This window comes from Cupriavidus sp. 30B13 (assembly GCF_049059565.2).
Taxonomy (GTDB): Bacteria; Pseudomonadota; Gammaproteobacteria; order Burkholderiales; family Burkholderiaceae; genus Cupriavidus.
This window is the reverse complement of sequence record NZ_CP188223.1, coordinates 3,713,805-3,733,824: the sequence shown is the minus strand read 5'-3', so window position 1 is coordinate 3,733,824 and position 20,020 is coordinate 3,713,805. Positions and strand designations below refer to the sequence as shown.

Annotated in this window: 14 protein-coding genes; 6 read left to right on the top strand and 8 right to left on the bottom strand. The window is 70.6% G+C overall.

Annotation, left to right across the window (positions count from 1 at the left end; all coding sequences use genetic code 11):
* Window positions 1–19 precede the first annotated feature (19 nt).
* Together ACKI2N_RS17105 and ACKI2N_RS17100 are read left to right on the top strand one after the other, a co-directional pair.
* Window positions 20–1,018: an ABC transporter ATP-binding protein gene (locus tag ACKI2N_RS17105; RefSeq protein WP_420996512.1), complete on the top strand. Its 999-nt coding sequence runs from the start codon at window positions 20–22 to the stop codon at window positions 1,016–1,018.
* Window positions 1,015–2,079: an ABC transporter ATP-binding protein gene (locus tag ACKI2N_RS17100; RefSeq protein WP_420996511.1), complete on the top strand. Its 1,065-nt coding sequence runs from the start codon at window positions 1,015–1,017 to the stop codon at window positions 2,077–2,079. The genes ACKI2N_RS17105 and ACKI2N_RS17100 overlap by 4 nt, the downstream gene beginning before the upstream one ends.
* A gap of 58 nt (window positions 2,080–2,137) precedes the next feature.
* Here ACKI2N_RS17100 and ACKI2N_RS17095 read toward each other — a convergent pair whose 3' ends face one another.
* Window positions 2,138–3,319: an ABC transporter substrate-binding protein gene (locus ACKI2N_RS17095; protein WP_420996510.1), complete on the bottom strand. Its 1,182-nt coding sequence runs from the start codon at window positions 3,317–3,319 to the stop codon at window positions 2,138–2,140.
* 325 nt (window positions 3,320–3,644) lie between these two features.
* Here ACKI2N_RS17095 and ACKI2N_RS17090 point away from each other — a divergent pair, with 325 nt between their 5' ends.
* Together ACKI2N_RS17090 and ACKI2N_RS17085 are read left to right on the top strand one after the other, a co-directional pair.
* A complete protein-coding gene (locus ACKI2N_RS17090) occupies window positions 3,645–5,768 on the top strand; it encodes a molybdopterin-containing oxidoreductase family protein (protein WP_420996509.1) in 2,124 nt (707 codons plus the stop codon).
* Window positions 5,765–6,961, top strand: a complete 1,197-nt coding sequence (locus ACKI2N_RS17085; RefSeq protein WP_420996508.1) for an aminopeptidase — start codon at window positions 5,765–5,767, stop codon at window positions 6,959–6,961. Before ACKI2N_RS17090 ends, ACKI2N_RS17085 begins: the two co-directional genes overlap by 4 nt.
* 91 nt (window positions 6,962–7,052) lie before the next feature.
* On the opposite strand, the gene ACKI2N_RS17080 is transcribed toward ACKI2N_RS17085, so the two are convergent.
* The 3 genes from ACKI2N_RS17080 to ACKI2N_RS17070 all read right to left on the bottom strand — a co-directional run bounded on the left by ACKI2N_RS17080 (window position 7,053) and on the right by ACKI2N_RS17070 (window position 13,533).
* Entirely contained in the window at window positions 7,053–8,300 is a 1,248-nt protein-coding gene (locus ACKI2N_RS17080) for a branched-chain amino acid ABC transporter substrate-binding protein (RefSeq protein ID WP_420996519.1), read from the bottom strand.
* A 145-nt stretch (window positions 8,301–8,445) separates the two neighbouring features.
* Window positions 8,446–11,751 carry a carboxyl transferase domain-containing protein gene (locus ACKI2N_RS17075; RefSeq protein ID WP_420996507.1) on the bottom strand — a complete coding sequence of 1,102 codons (3,306 nt, stop codon included), beginning with the start codon at window positions 11,749–11,751 and terminating at the stop codon, window positions 8,446–8,448.
* A gap of 51 nt (window positions 11,752–11,802) precedes the next feature.
* Window positions 11,803–13,533, bottom strand: a complete 1,731-nt coding sequence (locus ACKI2N_RS17070; RefSeq protein ID WP_420996506.1) for an AMP-binding protein — start codon at window positions 13,531–13,533, stop codon at window positions 11,803–11,805.
* A gap of 172 nt (window positions 13,534–13,705) precedes the next feature.
* Here ACKI2N_RS17070 and ACKI2N_RS17065 point away from each other — a divergent pair, with 172 nt between their 5' ends.
* A complete protein-coding gene (locus ACKI2N_RS17065) occupies window positions 13,706–14,380 on the top strand; it encodes a TetR/AcrR family transcriptional regulator (protein WP_420996505.1) in 675 nt (224 codons plus the stop codon).
* A gap of 159 nt (window positions 14,381–14,539) precedes the next feature.
* A complete protein-coding gene (locus ACKI2N_RS17060; protein ID WP_420996504.1) occupies window positions 14,540–16,222 on the top strand; it encodes a long-chain fatty acid--CoA ligase in 1,683 nt (560 codons plus the stop codon).
* A gap of 113 nt (window positions 16,223–16,335) precedes the next feature.
* Here ACKI2N_RS17060 and ACKI2N_RS17055 read toward each other — a convergent pair whose 3' ends face one another.
* From ACKI2N_RS17055 to ACKI2N_RS17040, 4 genes are all read right to left on the bottom strand, one after another.
* A complete protein-coding gene (locus ACKI2N_RS17055) occupies window positions 16,336–16,809 on the bottom strand; it encodes a hypothetical protein (RefSeq protein ID WP_420996503.1) in 474 nt (157 codons plus the stop codon).
* Window positions 16,806–17,348 (bottom strand): MarR family winged helix-turn-helix transcriptional regulator, encoded by a 543-nt coding sequence (locus tag ACKI2N_RS17050; RefSeq protein WP_420996502.1) that lies wholly within the window; start codon window positions 17,346–17,348, stop codon window positions 16,806–16,808. Before ACKI2N_RS17050 ends, ACKI2N_RS17055 begins: the two co-directional genes overlap by 4 nt.
* An 83-nt stretch (window positions 17,349–17,431) precedes the next feature.
* Window positions 17,432–18,439 (bottom strand): tripartite tricarboxylate transporter substrate binding protein, encoded by a 1,008-nt coding sequence (locus ACKI2N_RS17045; RefSeq protein ID WP_420996501.1) that lies wholly within the window; start codon window positions 18,437–18,439, stop codon window positions 17,432–17,434.
* A gap of 166 nt (window positions 18,440–18,605) precedes the next feature.
* A complete protein-coding gene (locus tag ACKI2N_RS17040; RefSeq protein ID WP_420996500.1) occupies window positions 18,606–19,694 on the bottom strand; it encodes a porin in 1,089 nt (362 codons plus the stop codon).
* Between the last annotated feature and the right edge of the window lie 326 nt (window positions 19,695–20,020).

Genomic DNA, 20,020 nt, shown 5'->3' with positions numbered 1-20,020 from the left:
CAGCACGACAGGAGCGAACATGAGCAAGCCTACCCTGGTGGTGGAAGGTCTCAAGACCCAGTTCTCCACGCGCGCCGGCGTGGCGCGCGCCGTCGACGACGTCTCGTTTTCGGTGGACCGCGGCCAGATCATGGGGCTGGTGGGCGAGTCCGGCTCGGGCAAGTCGATGACCGGCTACTCGATCATGGGCCTGATCGACCCGCCCGGCAAAGTGGTGGACGGCCGCATCGAGCTGACCAGCCGCGACGGCGTCACGCGCGACCTGCGCCGCCTTACGCCGGCGCAGCAGCGCGACGTGCGCGGCAACCGCATCGCCATGATCTTCCAGGACCCGATGATGACGCTCAACCCGGTCCTGCGCATCGACACGCAGATGATCGAGGCGGTGCTGGCGCACGAGAAGGTCGACAAGGCGGTGGCGCGCGAGCGCTCGCGCAACGCGCTGGCGCGGGTGGGCATTCCGTCGCCGGACGAGCGCCTGCAGGCCTACCCGCACCAGTTCTCGGGCGGCATGCGCCAGCGCGTGGCGATCGCCATCGCGCTGCTCAACAAGCCCGACCTGATCATCGCCGACGAGCCCACCACCGCGCTGGACGTGACCATCCAGGGCCAGATCCTCTACGAGATGCAGAAGCTGTGCCGCGAATCCGGCACCGCGCTGATCTGGATCACCCATGACCTGTCGGTGGTCGCCGGCCTGGCCGACACGGTGTGCGTGATGTATGCCGGCAAGATCGTCGAAGCCGGCGACGTGCGCCAGGTGCTGGAGCGCCCCGAGCATCCCTACACCCACGGCCTGATCGGCTCGGCGCCGTCGCGCAATCCGCGCGGCGCGCCGCTGCGGCAGATCCCCGGCATGACGCCGTCGCTGCTGAACCTGCCCGCGGGCTGCGCCTTCCGCGAGCGCTGCGCCTATGCCACCGACGTGTGCAAGATGCCGCCCCCGCTCGACACCTCGGCCGACGGGCGCCGCCTGCGCTGCTTCCATCCGGTTCTGTCCCAGCAGGAGGCCGCATGAGCGCCGCCGTGATTGACCCCGCCCTCGCTTCCCACATGCCGGATCCCATTGCCGAACCTACCCCCGGCGCGCCGATCCTCCAGCTCGAAGGCGTCTCCAAGCGCTTCGTCAAATCGCTCGACGTGGCGGCCAAGATCGCCAACGCGTTCGGCGCCGGCGCGCGCGAGGAAGTCGTGCATGCGGTCGACCGCGTCGACCTCTCCATCCGCGCCGGCGAAGTGGTCGGGCTGGTCGGCGAGTCCGGCTGCGGCAAGTCCACGCTGGGCCGCATGGCGGTCGGGCTGCATTCGCTGACCGAAGGCGCGCGCCGCTGGAAGGGCGTGGACCTGGACCGCCTGCCGCCGGAAAAGAAGCGCGAGAAGCAGTTGGCGATCCAGATGATCTTCCAGGATCCCTATGCCTCGCTGAACCCGCGCCTGCGCGTGATGGACATCGTCGGCGAGGCGCCGGTGGTGCACGGCATGGTGCCGCGCGGCGAGCAGAAGCGCTATGTGGAAGACATGCTGGTGCGCGTGGGCATGGACCCCACCGTGCTGCGCCGCTTCCCGCACCAGTTCTCGGGCGGGCAGCGCGCCCGCATCGGCATCGCGCGGGCGCTGGCGGTCAAGCCGGAATTCCTGGTGTGCGACGAATCGGTCGCCGCGCTCGACGTGTCGATCCAGGCCCAGGTGCTGAACCTGTTCATGCGCCTGCGCCAGGATCTCAACCTGACCTACCTGTTCATCAGCCATGACCTCGGCGTGGTCAAGCACATCAGCGACCGCGTGGTGATCATGTACCTGGGGCGGGTGGTGGAGTCGGCGCCGGCGGAGGACGTCTTCGCCAGCCCCAACCATCCCTACACCCAGGCGCTGCTGGCCGAGGCGCCCAAGCTGGAGGTCGGCAAGAAGACCTTCGTGGCGATCAAGGGCGAGATTCCGTCGCCGCTGCATCCGCCGCCGGGCTGCCATTTCCACCCGCGCTGCCCGCACGCCATGCCGCGCTGCCGGGAGGAGCAGCCGCTGCTCCGGGAAATCGCGCCGCAGCGCTTCTCGGCCTGCCACCTGAACGACATGGCCTGACCTGGCGGCCCGCCGCGCGGGCCGCCGTCCGCCTCCGTCCGGAATTGCCGCCCGGACTTCAGCGAATCACCTGCCCGCGCGAGTTGATGATGGTCATCTCGACGAATTTCGAGCCGACATGGCTGTCGGGGCCGAAGTTGACGATATAGCCGCCCAGGTCGTAGCTCTTCATGGTTTCCAGCGCGGCCATCAGCTTGTCGCGGGTGAGGTCCTTGCCGGCGCGGCGCAGGCCCTCGACGAACGCCTTGGCGGCGATGAAGCCTTCGATGCTGGCGTAGTCGAACTCGTTGGGCTTGCCCGCCGCCTGCAGCAGGCGCAGGTATTCGCGCACCACCGGCAGCGTGGCGTTGCCCGGGTGCGGCATGACCTGCGAGATGATCACGCCGCTGCCCTTGGCGCCCACTTCCTTGGCCAGCGCCTGCGTGCCGACGAAGGACACGTTGTAGAACTGGCCGTTGTAGCCGCGCCGCAGCGCTTCCTTGACGAAGGCGCCGGCGGTCTTGTACGCGCTGATCATGACCACCGCGTCCGGCGTGGCCTTCATCGCGCCCTGCATGGCGTCGCCGATTTCCGTGGTGTTGCGCACCACGCCCTCGCGCGCGACGATCTGCACGCCGCTGTCCGGCGCGGCCTTGAGCGCGCGCTCGAGGCCGTCCAGCCCGGCCTTGCCGTAGGCGTCGTCGTTGTAGACCACGGCCACGCGCTTGAGGCCGGTGGTCTGGATCTGGCGCAGGATGGCGGCGGTTTCCTCGTTGTAGCCGGCGCGCACGTGGAAGGCGTAGCGGTTGAACGGCAGGCGCAGCGACTGGGCGCCCGTGAACGGGGCGAAGAACGGCACCCGCGCCTGCGTCGCCAGCGGCAGCGAGGCCTCGCTGGTGGCCGTGCCCACGTAGCCGAACAAGGCGAAGGCGTGGGTGTCGTCGATCAGCGCGCGGGTGTTCTTGGCCGCGGCGTCCGGCTCATAGTAGTCGTCCAGCGCCTTGAGCTCGATCTTGCGGCCGTATATGCCGCCTTGCTGGTTGACGAAATCGAAATAGAGCTGCGCGCCGCTATTCATCTGCTTGCCGAGCACCGCGGTGGGCCCGGTGAGCGCCGCCGACTGGCCCAGCACGATGGTGTCCGCGCTGACCCCGGGCTGCACGTTGCCTTGTGCGCCGGCGCTGGCGATGAACGAGCCGATGGCGCACGCCACCAGCAGGCCGGCGATGCGCCCGGCCCTGACCCCAGAATGCACTTGCATGGTTACCCCGTGAAAACGGTCTGTTTCTATACCCGTGGATGCCTGCCAGTCTGCGCCGGCGCTGCCGTGCCGCCGCGCCAGGGCATCGAGCCCCGGCGCAGCGCCGGGCTATCATAATCGAATACAATCGGAGCCTGACAATTTCTCCCAGCGGCGCTCGTCGGGACGACGCCGGCGTACAACACGCGAGGCCCTGGCCTGGCGCCAGGCGAAGGCCGGCGGCAGCCCGGCCCGGGCGGCACGGCCGGGCCCGCAGCGTGTGGCCGCCCAGCCACTCCCGGCACCCGCGGCGCCGCCGCCCCCACTCGTCATGCCAGGAGATCCCATGGCTTCCCGCATCGTCCGTGCCGCCTGTCCGCACGATTGTCCCGACACCTGCGCCTTGCTCGTTACCGTCGAGGACGGGCGCGCCGTCAAGGTGGCGGGCGACCCCGACCATCCGGGCACCCAGGGCGTGCTGTGCACCAAGGTCTCGCGCTACCCGGACCGCACTTACCACCGCGACCGCCTGCTCACGCCGATGAAGCGCGTGGGCGCCAAGGGCGCGGGCAAGTTCGAGCCGATTTCCTGGGACGAGGCGCTCGACACCGTGGCCGCGCGCCTGTCGGCCGTCGCCGCGCGCGACGCGCAGGCGATCCTGCCCTACAGCTATGCCGGCACCATGGGGCTGGTGCAGGGCGAAAGCATGGCGGCGCGCTTCTTCCACAAGCTGGGCGCCTCGCTGCTGGACCGCACCATCTGCGCCAGCGCCGGCGCCACCGCGCTGCGCTATACGTACGGCGCCAGCCTCGGCATGGACATCGAGCACGTGCCCGACGCCAGGCTCATCATCATCTGGGGCGGTAACCCGATCGCCTCCAACCTGCATTTCTGGACGCGCGTGCAGGAAGCCAAGCGGCGCGGCGCCACGCTGGTGGCCATCGATCCGTACCGCTCGCTGACCGCCGAGAAGTGCCACCGCCACATCGCGCCCATGCCCGGCACCGACGGCGCGCTGGCGCTGGCCATCATGCATGTGCTGATGCGCGACGACCTGCTCGACCACGAGTACATCGCCAGCCACACGCTGGGCTTCGAGGCGTTGCGCGAGCGCGCGCAGGCCTTCACCCCGGCGCGCGCGGCCGAGTTGTGCGGCGTCGACGCGGCGGACATCGAATGGCTGGCCGGCCTGTACGGCAACCTGGCCGTGCGCGAGCGCCAGCCGGTGGCGATCCGCCTCAACTACGGCATGCAGCGCGCCCATGGCGGCGGCCAGGCGGTGCGCGCGGTGGCCTGCCTGCCGTCGCTGGTGGGCGCCTGGCGCCATGCCGCGGGCGGCCTGCAGTTGTCCACCTCCGGCTTTTTCCCGGTCGACACGCAGCGCCTGCAGCGCCCGGACCTGCTGCCCGGCCTGCCGGCGCTGCCGCGCACGGTCAACATGAGCACCATCGGCGACGCGCTGCTCGACGACGGCAACGGCGCCGCCGGCCCGAAGATCGAGGCGCTGGTGGTCTACAACAGCAACCCGGTGGCGGTCGCGCCCGACTCGAGCAAGGTCGCCGCCGGCTTTGCCCGCGAGGACCTGTTTACCGTGGTGCTGGATCACTTCCGCACCGACACCGCCGACTACGCCGACATCCTGCTGCCCGCCACCACCCAGCTCGAGCACGTCGACGTGCACAAGGCCTACGGCCACACCTATTTCCTGGCCAACAACCAGGCCATCGCCCCGCTCGGCGAGGCGCTGCCCAATACCGAGATCTTCCGCCGGCTGGCGCGGCGCATGGGCTTCACCGAGCCGTGCTTCGCCGACAGCGACGAGGACATCGCCGCCCAGGCCATCGTGGCGTCCGACCCGCGCGCGGCCGGCATCAGCTGGGAGTCGCTCAAGGAAAAGGGCTGGCAGAAGCTCAACCTGCCGGCCGCGCCGCTGGCCGAGGGCGGTTTTGCCACGGCTTCCGGCAAGTGCGAGTTCTACTCCGAAGCCATGCGCCGCGACGGCCTCGATCCGCTGCCCGGCTACGTGGCGCCGTACGAGACGCCGGCCACCGCGCCGGAGCTCGCCGCGCGCTATCCGCTAGCGATGATCTCGCCGCCGGCGCGCAACTTCCTCAACAGCTCCTTCGTCAATGTCGACAGCCTGCGCGCCACCGAAGGCGAGCCGCACCTCGACATCCACCCGGAGGACGCCGCCGCGCGCGGCATTGCCAACGGCGGCATGGTGCGCGCCTTCAACGACCGCGGCAGCCTGCTGGCGCGCGCCCGCGTGACCGACCGCGCCCGGCGCGGCCTGGTGGTGGGGCTGTCGATCTGGTGGAAGAAGCTGGCCCCGGACGGCAAGAACGCCAACGAACTGACCAGCCAGCGCCTGACCGACCTGGGCCGCGCCCCGGTGTTCTACGACTGCCTGGTGCAGGTGGAAGCCGCGCCGGCGCCGGCCGAAGCCACGCCGGAGCCGGTCGCGCCATGAGCCGCCGGCCGGGCCGCGTGCTGCTGACCCTGGCCTTGCTGGGGCTGGCCGCCGTGCTGGCCGGCTGCGATACGGTGGGCTACTACGCGCAGTCGATCGGCGGCCACCTCGGCCTGATGGCGGAATCGCGCCCGCTGCCGGACGCCATCGCCGCCGCGCAGCAGGCCAAGGACACGCGGCTGGCGCAACGCCTGGCGCTGGCCGGCACCATCCGCGACTTCGCCTCGAAGGAGCTCAAGCTGCCCGACAACGGCAGCTACCGGCGCTACGCCAACCTGCACCGGCCCTACGTGGTGTGGAGCGTGTTCGCCACGCCCGAGCTGTCGATGGAGCTGCACAAGTGGTGCTTCCTGGTGGTGGGCTGCATCAGCTACCGCGGCTACTACGACCAGGCCGATGCCGACCGCTACGCCGAGGGCCTGCGCAAGGAAGGGCTGGAGCCCTACGTGGCCGGCATCCCGGCCTATTCCACGCTGGGCTACTTCGACGATCCGCTGCTCAACACCTTCGTCTACCAGCCCGAGGGCGAACTGGCCCGGCTGATCTTCCATGAGCTGGCGCATCAGGTGGTGTACGTGCGCAACGACACCACCTTCAACGAGTCCTTTGCCACCGCGGTGGAGACCGCCGGCGTGGAGCGCTGGCTGGCGCTGGCGGCGTCGCCCGACGCGCGCGCCAGCTACCGCCAGTACGACCTGCGCCGCCAGCAGTTCCGCGCCATGCTGCTCGAGACGCGCGACCGCCTCGACGCGCTGTACCGCTCGGCGCTGCCGGACGAGGCCAAGCGCGCCGGCAAGGCGGAGATCTTCGCCGGGCTGCGCGCGCAGTACGCGCGGCTCAAGACGGAGTGGGGCGGCTACAGCGGCTATGACCGCTGGTTCGACAAGCCGCTGACCAACGCGCAACTGGCCGCGGTGGCGACCTACCAGCAATGGGTGCCGGCCTTCACGGCGCTGCTGGCGCAGAACGGCGGCGACTGGACCGCCTTCTATGCGGCCGCCCGGCGCATCGGCGAACTGCCGCGCGCCGAACGCGACGCGCGCCTGCGCGAACTGGCGCCGCCGGCCACCAGTGGCGAGCTGATCCAGGCCGGCGGCAGCGCGGCGGGCGGCGCCGCGCCGGGTGCGGCGCGCGCCAGCGGGGCGCCGGACACTCCCACGGCGCCCGGCGCGCCGGGCGCGGCCAAGCCCTGAGCCGGCGGTCCGGCGGTCCGGCGGGTTAAGCGGACTAAGCGGACTAAGCGGATCAAGGGGATCAAGCGGATCAAGCGGCGGGCTTGGCGCGTCAGGCGCCCGCGGGCCGCTTCATCCGGCACATCGACGGCAGGCTCAGGTCCTGTCCCGGCGTCATGCTGTCGAAGCGGAAACCGTATTGCGTGCCTTCCACGCCCACCTTCACGGTCTTGCCGTCCACCGGCGCGATGGTCGACACCACCTGCGGCAGCAGCAACTGGTGGTCGCCCTTGCGCATCAGCACCTCGCCCACGGCCGAGCGGTACTGCATGCCCTCGAGCGCCAGCGCGATGCCGGCGGCCTCGTCGGACTGCGCGCGGCGCATGGCCTCGCCGAGCATCTGCACGGCGATCAGCACGCGCGGCGCGAAATACTCGCCGGCCGGGGTCTGCCGCACGCGCGCGGCGAGCGCGTCGAGCGCCGCGTCGCCGCCGTTGGGCATGTACTCGGCGACCCAGGTCAGGCGCGCATTGCCGGCCTGCGCCACGGCCGCCACCGTGCCCGGCGCGCCGCCGCCGCTGTTGTTCAGGTAGTCCAGCGCGTAGCCGGCGTCGCCGGCCGCCTTGACCAGCAGGCTCAGGTCCTGCCCCCAGTTGCCGGTGACCACGGTATCGGCGCCGCTGGCCTTGATCATGCCGACATAGGGTGCGAAGTCCTTGACCCTGGCCAGCGGATGCAGCGCTTCGCCGACGAACTCCACGTCGGGCCGCGCGGTGGCGATCATCTGCCGGCCCAGCGCCGCCCACACGCGGCCCTGCGTGTAGTCCTGGTTCAGCAGGAAGACCTTGTGCATGCGCTGGTCGCCGCGCGCGAAGTTGGCCAGCGCGCGCATCTTCATGGCGGCGTTCGCCTCGGTGGAGAACAGCCAGAAGCTGCAGCGCATGCCGGTCAGGTCGGGGTCGAGCGAGGCGTAGTTGATGACCAGCATGCGCTGGCCCGGGTTGCGCTCGTTGTGGCGGTTGACGGCCTCGACCAGCGCGGTCACTACCGGCGAGCCGGACGCGCCGGTAAACACGATGCGCACGCCGGCGTCGATGGCGCTCTGCAGCGCGCTCAGGCTGGCCTGCGGCGAGAGCCTGTTGTCATAGCTGAGCAGCTCGTACTTGCGCCCCAGCACGCCGCCCTGGGCGTTGGCGTCGTCGAGCGCGAACTTCAGGTTGGCCAGGAAGATCTCGCCGACGTTGGCCAGCGGCCCGGAGAGCTGGTCGATGAACGCGACCTTGATCGGGCCCGCGCCGGCGGCCGGCCCGGGCCGGCCATCCTGCGGCGCGGCCTGGGCGCTGGCCGGCAGCGGCAGCATCCCGGCCAGCGCGAATACCGCCGCCGCCACACTTGCCGCCAGCCGGCCGGCCATGCCGGCCGGGCGCATCCACTCTTGAAGCATCGCCACCCCCTTGCGTCGGTTTCCCCGTTGATTCCACCCGTTCCGCCCGTCCCGCGCCAGCCTACCAGGTGTCGATGAAGCGGCGCGCCGGGGCCGCCTCCGCCGCGCGCCCGGCCGGCGCCGAGGCCAGCCCGCGCAGCAGCCACTGGCGCGTGTCGGCCGGATCGATCACCGCGTCGATCTCCAGGTGGCTCGCCATGTTGAGCGCGCGCCCGCGCTGGTACGCAGCATCCACCATACGCGCGAACAACGCTTCGCGCTCGGCCGGATCGGCCACCGCCTCCAGCTCCTTGCGAAAGCCCAGCCGGATCGATCCCTCGATCCCCATCGCGCCGAACTCGCCGCTGGGCCACGCCACGGTGAAGAACGGCGCGGCGAAGCTGCCGCCCGCCATGGCCTGCGCGCCCAGCCCGTAGCCCTTGCGCAGCACCACCGTGAAAAACGGCACGCGCAGCGCGCCGGCGGTGACGAACAGGCGCGACACATGGCGCACGGTGGCGGTCTTTTCCGCCTCCGGCCCCACCATGAAGCCGGGCGTGTCGCACAGCGAGACGACCGGCAGGCCATGCGCATCGCACAACTGCATGAAGCGCGCGGCCTTGTCGGCCGCCGCCGCGTCGATGGCGCCGCCCAGGTGGCGCGGGTTGTTGGCGATGCAGCCGAAAGCTCGCCCTTCGATGCGGATCAGCGCGGTGATCATGCCGCCACCGAAGGCGGCGCGCAACTCCAGCACCGAGCCGCGGTCGGCCAGCGTGGCCAGCACCTGGCGCATATCGTAGCTGCGCAGCCGGTTCTCGGGAATCGCGTGGCGCAGCATCCGTACGTCGTCGGCCTCCCATTCCGGCAGGTCGCCCTGGAAATAGGACAGGTAGCGCTGCGCCGCCGCCACCGCGGCCGGCTCGTCGTCGACCAGCACGTCGATCACCCCGTTGGGCGCCTGCACGCTGGCCGGGCCGACTTCCTCCGGCGCGAACACGCCCAGCCCGCCGCCCTCGATCATGGCCGGGCCGCCCATGCCGATGGTGGCGTCGCGGGTGGCGATGATGACGTCGGCGCAGCCCAGCAGCGCGGCATTGCCGGCGAAGCAGCGGCCGGACACGATGCCCACCAGCGGCACCTGGCCGGACAGCCGCGCGAACTGGATGAAGGAGGCGCAGTCCAGCCCGGCCACCACCGGCATGTCGGTGTCGCCGGGGCGCCCGCCGCCGCCTTCGGCGAACAGCACCACGGGCAGGCGCCACCGGCGCGCCAGCGCCAGCATGCGGTCCAGCTTCTTGTGGCCGTAGAAGCCCTGCGTGCCGGCCAGCACGGTGTAGTCGTAGGCCAGCACCATGCAGCGCGCGTCGCCGCCCGGGAAGCGCGCGGCGTTGACGGTGCCGATGCCGGTGACGATGCCGTCGGCCGGGGTGGCGCGCTCCAGGTCCGCCACGCTGCGGCGCTGCCGCTGGGCGGAGATGGCCAGCGCGCCGTATTCGATGAAGGAGCCGTCGTCGCACAGTTGCGCGATGTTCTCGCGCGCGGTGCGCCCGCCGCGGGCATGGCGCCGGGCCACGGCCTCGGGGCGGGCGGCGTCCAGCGTCAGCGCCTGGCGCTCCAGCGCCGCGCGCAGGTCGGCGCGGACATGGGCCGGGTCCGCCGCCGGGCCCGCTTGGTGCGCGTGGCCGGCGCCGGCGGCGGCGGCCAGCACGATCACCGGCGCGCCGGCGCGCAGCACGTCGCCGGGCGCCGCCAGCACGCGCAGCACCTCGCCCGCCACCGGGGCCTCGAGCGGGTGCTCCATCTTCATCGCCTCGATGATGGCCAGCGTCTGGCCGCGCCGCACCATGTCGCCGGGCTTGACCTGGACCGCGGCGAGCGCGCCGTCCATCGGCGCGCCGACGCGCTGGGCGTCGCCGGGCAGGTCGTCGTCCCGGGCGGTGGCGGGCATGGCGGGTGCGCCGTCGCCGCCGAGCGCGTGCAGCGCCGGGTGCGCGTCGCCACCGGCCTGTGCCGCCAACGCCGGCAGCACGGCGTCCAGGTACTGGGTATGGACGGCGTTGCGCCGCACCTCGTCGCGCAGCAGCAGGTCCTGCAGCAGGCGGCGGTTGGTGTCGATGCCCTCGATGCGGAATTCGCACAGCGCGCGGTAGGCCTGCGCCAGCACGCGCTCGTAGCTGCCGCCGGGCTCGTGCACGATCAGCTTGGCCAGCAGGGAGTCGAAGCGCGGGTTGACGGCCATGCCGGCGTGGCCGGCGCCGTCCACGCGCACGCCCGGGCCGCTGGGCGGCTCGTAGGCCGCGATGCGGCCGCTGGCCGGCCGCAGCTGGCCGTGCGCATCGAGGTGCTCGGCGTTGATGCGCAGCTGCACCGCGATGCCGCGCGGCGCCGGCGCCTCGGCCAGGCCGAGCCGGGCCAGGCTTTGCCCGGCGGCGATGGCGAGCTGGGCCCGCACCAGGTCCACGCCGGTCACCATCTCGGTGACGGTGTGTTCCACCTGCAGGCGCGGGTTGGCCTCCATGAACCAGAACTCGCCGTGCGCACCGAGCAGGAATTCGAAGGTGCCGATGCCGCGGTAGGCGCTGGCGCGCGCCAGCGTGACCGCGGCCTGCGCCAGCTTGGCGCGCGTGGCGTCGTCGAGCGCGGGGCTGGGCGCCACCTCGAGCAGCTTCTGGTGGCGCCGCTGCAGGCTGCACTCGCGCTCGCCCAGGGCGACCACGGCACCGGCGCCGTCGGCCACGATCTGGATCTCGATATGGCGCGGCGCGGGCACGATGCGCTCCACATAGACCGCGCCGTCGCCGAACGCGGCGGTGGCTTCGGAGACGCAGCGCGCGTAGGCTTCGTCGATGTCCGCGGCCGCGTGCACCGCGCGCATGCCGCGGCCGCCGCCGCCGGCCAGCGCCTTGATCATCATGCCGGCGCCGCTGTCCCGTGCCTGCAACGTGGCGAAGAACGCGCGCGCCGCCTCCGGCGTGGTGGGGTCACTGGTGCCGGGCACCACCGGCACGCCGCATTCGCGCGCCAGCGCGCGGGCGCGGGCCTTGTCGCCGAACAGGCGCAGCACGTCCGGCGCCGGGCCCGCGAAGGCCAGGCCGGCGTCCAGGCAGGCCTGGGCGAAGTCCGCGTTCTCGGACAGCAGCCCGTAGCCCGGGTGCACCACGTCGCAGCCGCTGCGGCGCGCCGCGGCCACCACCGCGCCGATGTCGAGATAGGCGCGCGGGCCGGTGCCGGGCAGCGCCACGGCGCCGTCGGCCTTGCGCACGTGGAGGGCGTCGCGGTCGTCCTCGCTGAAGAGGGCGACGCTCTCCAGGCCGGCGCTTGCCGCCGCGCGCGCGATGCGGATGGCGATCTCGCCGCGGTTGGCGATCAGTAGCTTGCGGAACGTCATGGTGAGGGAAAGGTAGTCGGAGCGGGAAGGGTGGCCAGGCGCCGCGCGGCGTCAGTCAGGCGCGTCGAGCAGCGGCGCCAGGTCCTGCTTGCGCACCTTGCCGGTGGCGGTGAGCGGCAGGGACTCGACGATGCGCACCAGCGGCACCTTGTAGACCGCCAGGTTGGCGCGGCACCACTGCACCAGCGCGGCGGCGTCGACGGTGCCGGCGGCCTCCGGCCGCAGCATGACGAAAGCTACCGGCAACTGGCCGCGGTCCTCGTCGGCGCGGCCCACCACGGCCGCGCCGAGGATGGCCGGATGCTGGCCGAGCAGCGCCTCGATCTCCGCCGGGAACACGCTCATGCCGTTGACCTTGAGCATCTCCTTGCGCCGGCCCAGGTAATGCAGGTAGCCGTGTTCGTCGATCAGGCCGATGTCGCCGGTGTGGAACCAGCCGCCGCGCAGCGCTTCGTGCGTGGCCTCGGGTTGGTTCCAGTAGCCCTTGAGCAGGGTCGGCGTGCGCACGCACAGTTCGCCTTCGGCGCCCGGCGGCAGCAGCGCGCCACTGGCGAAATCGCAGATCTTGAATTCGGTGCCCGGCACCGGCAGGCCGACGAAGACGGGCTGCGCGCGCAGGTCGAGGTCGCCGTCCTGCATGCCGCAGGTAAAGGTGTTGCAGGTCTGCGTCTCGGTCATGCCCCAGGCGGTCTCGGCGATGACGGAGCCGGTCAGCGCCTGCCATGCGCGGCGGTAGGGCAGGTTGAGCTTCTTGACGAAGGACGACACGCCCACGTGGCGCAGCGAGCGCAACTGGTATTGCGCCGCGCGCGGATGTTCCATCACCTCCACCGCATTGTCGACCAGCATCGAGGCGTTGGTGACGCGGTAGCGCTGCACCGCGGCCATGAAGGTTTCCGGATCCCAGCGCGCCAGCAGCACCAGCGGGATGCCGAAGAAAGCGGGGAAGATCAGGCACAGGTTCTCGCCGGCGATCCAGAACGCCGGGAAGAAACCGAGCATCACGGTGTCGTCGGCGATTTCCAGCGAGACCGCGCCGAAGGCCGCCGCCATGTCCACCATGTCGCCCTGCGTGTGGATGCAGCCCTTGGGCAGGCCGGTGGTGCCGCCGGTGTAGTTGAGCGCGGCGGGCATGTCGAGCGACACCGGCGCGGCGGGCGCCGGGTGCGTGCAGGCCGCCATGGCGGGCAGCAGGGCGATGGCGCGGTCTTCCGGCTCGCACGGCCAGGGCGGGGCCTGCACCATCGGCGGCAGCGGCAGCGTGGGTTCGGCCGGCAGCGCTTCGGCGAAGCTGGTCACGAACAGCAGCGCGAGCGGATCGTCCGCGCCCAGCGCGTCGCGCGTGTCGCGCACCAGCGGCACCAGCTGGTCGAGCGCGATCAGCGCGCGCGGCGTGCTGTCCATGAGCGCATGCCGCAGCTCGGCATGCTGCGAGAGCGGGCTGACCGGCACGTAGATGGCGCCGAGCTTGAGGATGCCGAAGAACACCACGTGGAACTGCGGGCAGTTCGGCAGCAGCACGGCCACGCGGTCGCCCGCGCCGATGCCGTGCGAAGCCAGCAGTGCCGCGCAGCGGTCGCTTTGCGCGTCGAGCTCGGCGTAGCTGGTTTCGTGGCCGTAGAAGATCACCGCCGGCCGCGCGGGCCGCGTGCGCGCCCAGTGCCGCAGCATCGCGGTGAGCGGCTGGCGTCCCAGTGGGTACTGCGGCGCACGCGGCAGGTGCGCGGGCCAGGCGCGCTGCCAGCGCGCGTGCAGGTCGGCCAGGTACGTGGTTTCGTCCATCGGCGGTGTCTCCTGGTTGGGCCGCCAGGCCGGTTCGGACTGGCGAAATTTACTCTTTGGTATATTTATGTACCCGTTGGTATGATGCTATGGGCATTGCCATGCGGCGTCAAGCGCGCCCGGCGCCGGCCTCCCCGTCCGTGCCACCCTTGCCGCATGCGAGAATCGCATCATGTCGACCGCACAGAAAACCGTTCCCGCCGGCACCGCGCCGGATCCTGCTCCGGAAGCCGTTCCGGACGCCGCGCCGGCGCGTTCGCACATCGCCGAGCGCCAGGAAGCGCGCCGCCGCCAGATTCTCGATACCGCGGCCCAGCTGTTCTACACCAAGGGCTATCCCGGCATGACCATGAACGACCTGTGCCGGGCGCTGGGCGTGACCAAGCCCGCGGTCTACTATTACTTCACGGACAAGTACGAGATCTTCGACATCCTGTGCCGCGAATCGGCGCAGACCTGCCTGCCGGTCATCCGCGAGACCGCGGACCCGGCGCTGCCCGTGCGCGAGCGCCTGCATGCGTGCCTGCTGGAAATGGCGCGCCGCTGCATCGACTGCTATGTGCCGGCCACGCTGAGCTTCCGCGACAACCAGTACCTGCGCCCCGAAACCGTGGCATGGCTGGGCAGCATGGCGCGCGCGTTCTACCGCGATCTCTACACGCTGCTCGAAGAAGGCAAGCGGGACGGCGTATTCCACTACGGCGACGCGCGCGTGACCGCGCACGCGATCGGCAGCGTGGTCGGCTTCATGTACACCTGGCACGAGCCCGGGCGCCTGCCGCCGCGCGCGCTGGCCGAGGAACTGGCCACCAATATGATGAAGATGGTGCTGCCGGTGGAAGCCTGATCAGGGAATTCCCGTGGGTCGCCCGAACTGTGCGCTAGACTTCACGTCTAACCGCGGTCTTCGTCCAGAGGACTTCGTCTAACGTGTTGTCTTAACAGGGTGGCGCGTTTAGCATCTGTCGAAAATCGAACGACCATTCAGAAAATCAGGAGACGGTGCATGGAAAGACAATGGCTTAAGCACTACCCGGCGGGCGTCCCCGCCGAGATCGACGGCAGCCAGTACCGCTCGCTGGCCGCCCTGCTTGAGGAATCCTTCCGCACCTACGCCGACCGCCGTGCCTTCGTCTGCATGGACAAGGCCATCACCTACGGCGAGCTCGACCGGCTGTCGCGGCAATTCGCGGCGTGGCTGCAGACGCGCGGCCTGAAGCCCGGCGCGCGCGTGGCCATCATGATGCCGAACGTGCTGCAGTACCCGGTGGTGCTGGCCGCGGTGCTGCGCGCCGGCTATGTGGTGGTCAACGTCAACCCGCTCTACACCCCGCGCGAGCTCGAGCACCAGCTCAAGGACAGCGGCGCCGAGGCCATCGTCATCCTGGAAAACTTCGCCACCACGCTGCAGCAGGTGCTGCCGGCCACGCCGGTCAAGCACGTGGTGGTGGCCAGCATGGGCGACCTGCTGGGCGGCCTGAAGGGCGCCATCGTCAATTTCGTGGTGCGCAACGTCAAGAAGATGGTGCCGGCCTGGGAACTGCCCAACTGCGTGCGCTTCAATACCGTGCTCCAGGAAGGCAGCCGGCTGCAGCTGCAGCCCGCCAGCACCGGCCCGGACGACATCGCCTTCCTGCAGTACACCGGCGGCACCACCGGCGTGTCGAAGGGCGCCGTGCTGCTGCACCGGAACATCGTCGCCAACGTGCTGCAGTCCGAGGCATGGATGCAGCCGGCGCTGGCCAAGGGCGCGCCGGTGGAACAGCTCATCACCATCACGGCGCTGCCGCTGTATCACATCTTCGCGCTCACGGTCTGCTGCCTGCTGGGCATGCGCGGCGGCGGCCTGAGCGTGCTGATCCCCAACCCGCGCGACATCCCGGGCTTCATCCGGGAACTGCAGAAGTACAAGTTCAACATGTTCCCGGCGGTCAACACGCTCTACAACGCGCTGATCAACAATCCCGAAATCGGCAAGGTCGATTTCTCCGGCCTGCGCGTGGCCAACGGCGGCGGCATGGCGGTGCAGGAAGCGGTCGCCAGGAAATGGCTGGACAAGACCGGCTGCCCGATCATCGAGGGCTACGGCCTGTCCGAGACCTCGCCCTCGGCCACCTGCAACCCCACCGACACCGATGCCTTCTCCGGCACCATCGGCCTGCCGCTGCCGTCGACCGACATCGCCATCCGCGACGACGACGGCCGCGACGTGCCGCTCGGCCAGCCCGGCGAGATCTGCATCCGCGGCCCGCAGGTGATGGCCGGCTACTGGAACCGCCCGGACGAGACCGCCAAGGTCATGACGCCGGACGGCTTCTTCAAGACCGGCGACATCGGCGTGATGGACGAGCGCGGCTATACCAAGATCGTCGACCGCAAGAAGGACATGATCCTGGTGTCCGGCTTCAACGTGTACCCGAACGAGATCGAAGGCGTGGTTGCCGAATGCCCGGGCGTGCTGGAAGTGGCCGCGGTGGGCGTGCCCGACGAGCACTCGGGCGAGGTGGTCAAGCTGTTCGTGGTGAAGAGAGATCCCGCGCTGACCGAGGCCGAGCTGATCGCCTTCTGCAAGGAACGGCTGACCGGCTACAAGCGGCCCAAGTACGTGGAATTCCGCGGCGAGCTGCCCAAGACCAACGTGGGCAAGATCCTGCGGCGCGAGCTGCGGGACAGCCGCAAGGCGGCGTAGCGGTGGCATAACGGTGGGCATAACGGTGGAATAAGCGCGCTGCCGATGTGAAATGGCCTCCCGCCAGGGGAGGCCATTTCATTTGCGCCCGGGCCGGATCGTCCCGGGCCGCCTCAGCACTCGGCAGAGGGGACGATGCGCGGGCCCGGCGAACCGTCGGGATAGATCATGCGCACGCAGGCCCCGGGATCGAGACCGGGCGCCGCCGGGCCGGTCACGGTGGCGACGGTGCCGTCCAGCGCCGTCACCTTGTACTGGTAGAGCTCGATCTGCGGCCGCGGCTGCGGGTTGAGCAACTGGTTCAGGTCGACGGCGAAGCCCATGCTCATGCCGCCGCCGCCCCAGCCGTTGCCGCCGGCCGCGCCAACGCCCACGGCCGAGCCGAAGGCGCCGGTGCCGGGGGCGTCCATGGTGCCCGCCACGGTCTTTTCGCTGATGCGGCCGAGCTTGATGGTGTAGTCGAGCGGCGTGACCTTGGGCTGCGGCGGCCCGCTCTGGCAGGCGGCCGCCAGCAGCAGCGGCGCCAGGCAGGCGGCCAGCCGCGGCAGGCGCGGGCCGGCAATGCGCGCGGAGCGGGGCGCGCTCATGCGCCGGCCAGCCCGCTCTTGAGCCGGCCCAGCAGGCGGAACAGGGTGCGGCGGTCGGTTTGCGGCAGGCCGCCGAACAATTGCTCGATCCAGCCCTCGTGCGCGCGCGCCATCTTCGAGAAAGCCGCGCGCCCGGCCGGCGTGAGGCGGATCAGGTAGGCGCGGCGGTCGCTCGGCAGGGCCTCGCGCGATACCAGGCCTTCCTCCTGGAGCTGGTCGGTGATGCCGGTGACATTGCCGCCGGTGACCATCATGCGGCGCGACAGCTCGCCCATCTTGAGGCCCTCCGGGTGGCGGTCGAGCTGCGCCATCAGGTCGAAGCGCGGCAGCGTGCAGGCGAAGTCCTGCCGCAGCCGCGAGCGGATGTCGGCTTCCACCAGGTTGGTGCAGGTCAGCAGGCGCAGCCACAGGCGCAGGCCGTCGTGGCTGGCATCGTCGGCGCGGGTTTCGAGATCGACCGGCGGTTCGCCGGCACCGGCCTTGGCGGCAGCCCCGGCGGCAGTGTCGGCGGTGGTCTCGGCGGCAGTCGTGATGGGCATCGCGGCAGGCAAGTTGTTTGATGCCTCAAGTATATGCCCTCCCGCGCCGGGCGGCGCGGGGATCGGCAGTGCTGCCGGGGCGCTCAGTCCACCTTGGCGCCCGAGTCCTTGACGACCTTGGCCCACTTGATGTGCTCGGCGCGGATGAACGCGGCGAACTGTTCCGGCGTATTGCCGACCGGATCGGCGCCCTGGGCCAGCAGCTTCTCGCGCACCGCCGGCGTGGCCAGCGAGCGCGTGACTTCCTGCTGGATGCGCGCGACGATCTCGTGCGGCGTGCCGGCCGGCGCCAGCAGCCCGAACCAGGAACTGGCCTCGAAGCCCGGCAGCTTGCCCGCCTCGGCCACCGTGGGCACGCCCGGCAGCGCCGGCGAGGGCTTGGCGCTGGTCACCGCCAGCGCCTTGAGCTTGCCGGCCTTGATCAGCGCCATCGAGGACGGCAGGTTGTCGAACATGAGCTGCATGGTGCCCCCGGCCAGGTCGGTCAGCGCCGGGCCGCTGCCCTTGTACGGGAAGTGCACCATGAAGGTATGGGTCTGGGTCTTGAACAGCTCCCCGGCGAGGTGGATCGAGGTGCCGTTGCCGCTCGACGCCATGTTGAGCTTGCCGGGATTGGCGCGCGCGTAGGCGATCAGGTCGGGGACGCTGTTGATGTGGTTCTGCTGCGCGAAGGCGGGGTTGACCACCAGCACGTTCGGCACCGACGCCACCTCGGTGATCGGGGCGAAATCCTTGATCGGGTCGAACGGCAGCTTGCCGTACAGCGACTGGTTGATGCCGTGCGTGCCCACCGTGCCCATCAGCAGCGTATAGCCGTCGGGCGCCGACTTGGCGACCATGTCGGCGCCGATATTGCCGCCGGCGCCGGGCCGGTTGTCCACCACCACGTTCCAGCCTTGCAGCTTGGACAGCTCCGCCGCCACCGCGCGCGCCAGGATGTCCGTGGTGCCGCCGGCCGGGAACGGCACCACCAGCCGGATCGGCTTGGCCGGGTAGGGATCGGCGGCTAGCGCCGGCGCGGCGCCGGCAAGCAGGCCGAGGCAGGCGCTGGCGAGCAGCATGAGGGTGGCGCGGCGGCGGTGGCGGTGCATGGTGTCTCCTGGTTGGTCTGGTCGCGGCGGCACGGTCGCGCGCCGCGAGGGTTGCTGCATTCTAGAGTCCGCCGCCGGAGGTGCCGATGAGGTGATGCCCTAGGCTGCCGGGCCCGCCATTGAAAAAGGCACCCGGAGGTGCCTTTGCAAAGCCGCGCGGATGCGCTCAGAACTTGTGGCGAATACCCAGGCCCACGCCGAGCATGGTCGTCTTGCCCGGGCCGAGGGGGTAGCCGTTGGCGAAGGCGATGGCCGAGGTGTCGAGGTTCAGGCCGGCGTTCTTCGAGAACGCAGCGGTCAGGTAGAGGTCGGTGCGCTTGGACAGGTTGTAGTCGGCGATGAAGGACACTTCCCACGGATTCGGCACATTGACGCCGTTCTGGTTCTTCACGTCGTCATAGTTGTACTGCAGCGTCAGGCCCAGTGCCGCGGTGACCTGGTAGTTGGCGCCGATCCAGTAGTAGTCGTCGCGCAGCACCAGGGTCTCGTTCTGTGCCTTGCTCTGGCCCCAGCGATAGCCGCCCATGACCTTGGCCGGGCCCCAGGCATAGCTGGCGGCGACGGCGGCTTTCTTGACCGTGCCGGTGCCCGCGAAGGCGGTGCCGGCCATCACGCTCGGGTTGTACTGGTCGTAGGCGATGGTGGCGCCGACCGGGCCGGCGAAATACGACACGCCGGCACCGTAGCCGGTGTCGCGGCGGAACTGGCCGGGGGCTTCGCCGGCGCCGGACACGCCGTTGCCGAACGACCAGTGCGCGATCGCGGTCACCGGGCCGAACACGCCGGTGTACTTGGCGGTGTTGTCCGAGCGGAAGTTCAGGCCGAGCTGGGCCACCACCGGCTCGTACTGGGTCGCGTAGCCGCTGGGCGAGAAGTTGGCGAGCAGGTCGAACAGCGTGGTGTACTGGCGGCCGAAGGTGAAGCGGCCGACCTGGGCGCTCTCCAGGCCCACGTAAGCCTGGCGGCCGAACAGGCGGCTGCCCTGCTGCGACTTGCCGTCGTCGAGGCCAAAACCGTTTTCAAGCACGAACAACCCCTTCAGGCCGCTGCCCAGGTCTTCGACGCCGCGCAGACCCCAGCGCGAGCCGGACAGGCCGCCGGACGTCAGGCGGTATGCGTTGTCGCCGGTGGGGCCGAGATGGCTGACGTATTCGACGTTCATGTCGACGACGCCATACAGCGTCACGCTCGACTGAGCTTGTGCGGCACCGGCAAAAAGGCCAAGCGCTGCCAGCGCGAGAAGCGATTTTTTCATGCTCGTTGATCTCCATGTAAGAATTATTGGTGGTCGGCGGGGAAACCTCCTGAGTCTCCATCTCCCGCTTACCCAACTTCGTCAGAAGTTGCCAACTACTGTAACAAACCGCCCCTGTTTCACAATCGGGGGTGCTGCCCTTGTCAGCTTTTCACAACTCAGGGTTTTGGAGTATCGGGAGCGCCGCAGGCGAGGCGCCCGCTGGCGCCGCCGCGGGGCGGCCGCCAGGGCGGGCACGGTACAATGCGGGAAATCCCGAGGGCGGACCCGCGCGGGTCCGGTCCCGTGCCGGCGGCGCCGGAAAACACGGCCGCGGGCAATCACGA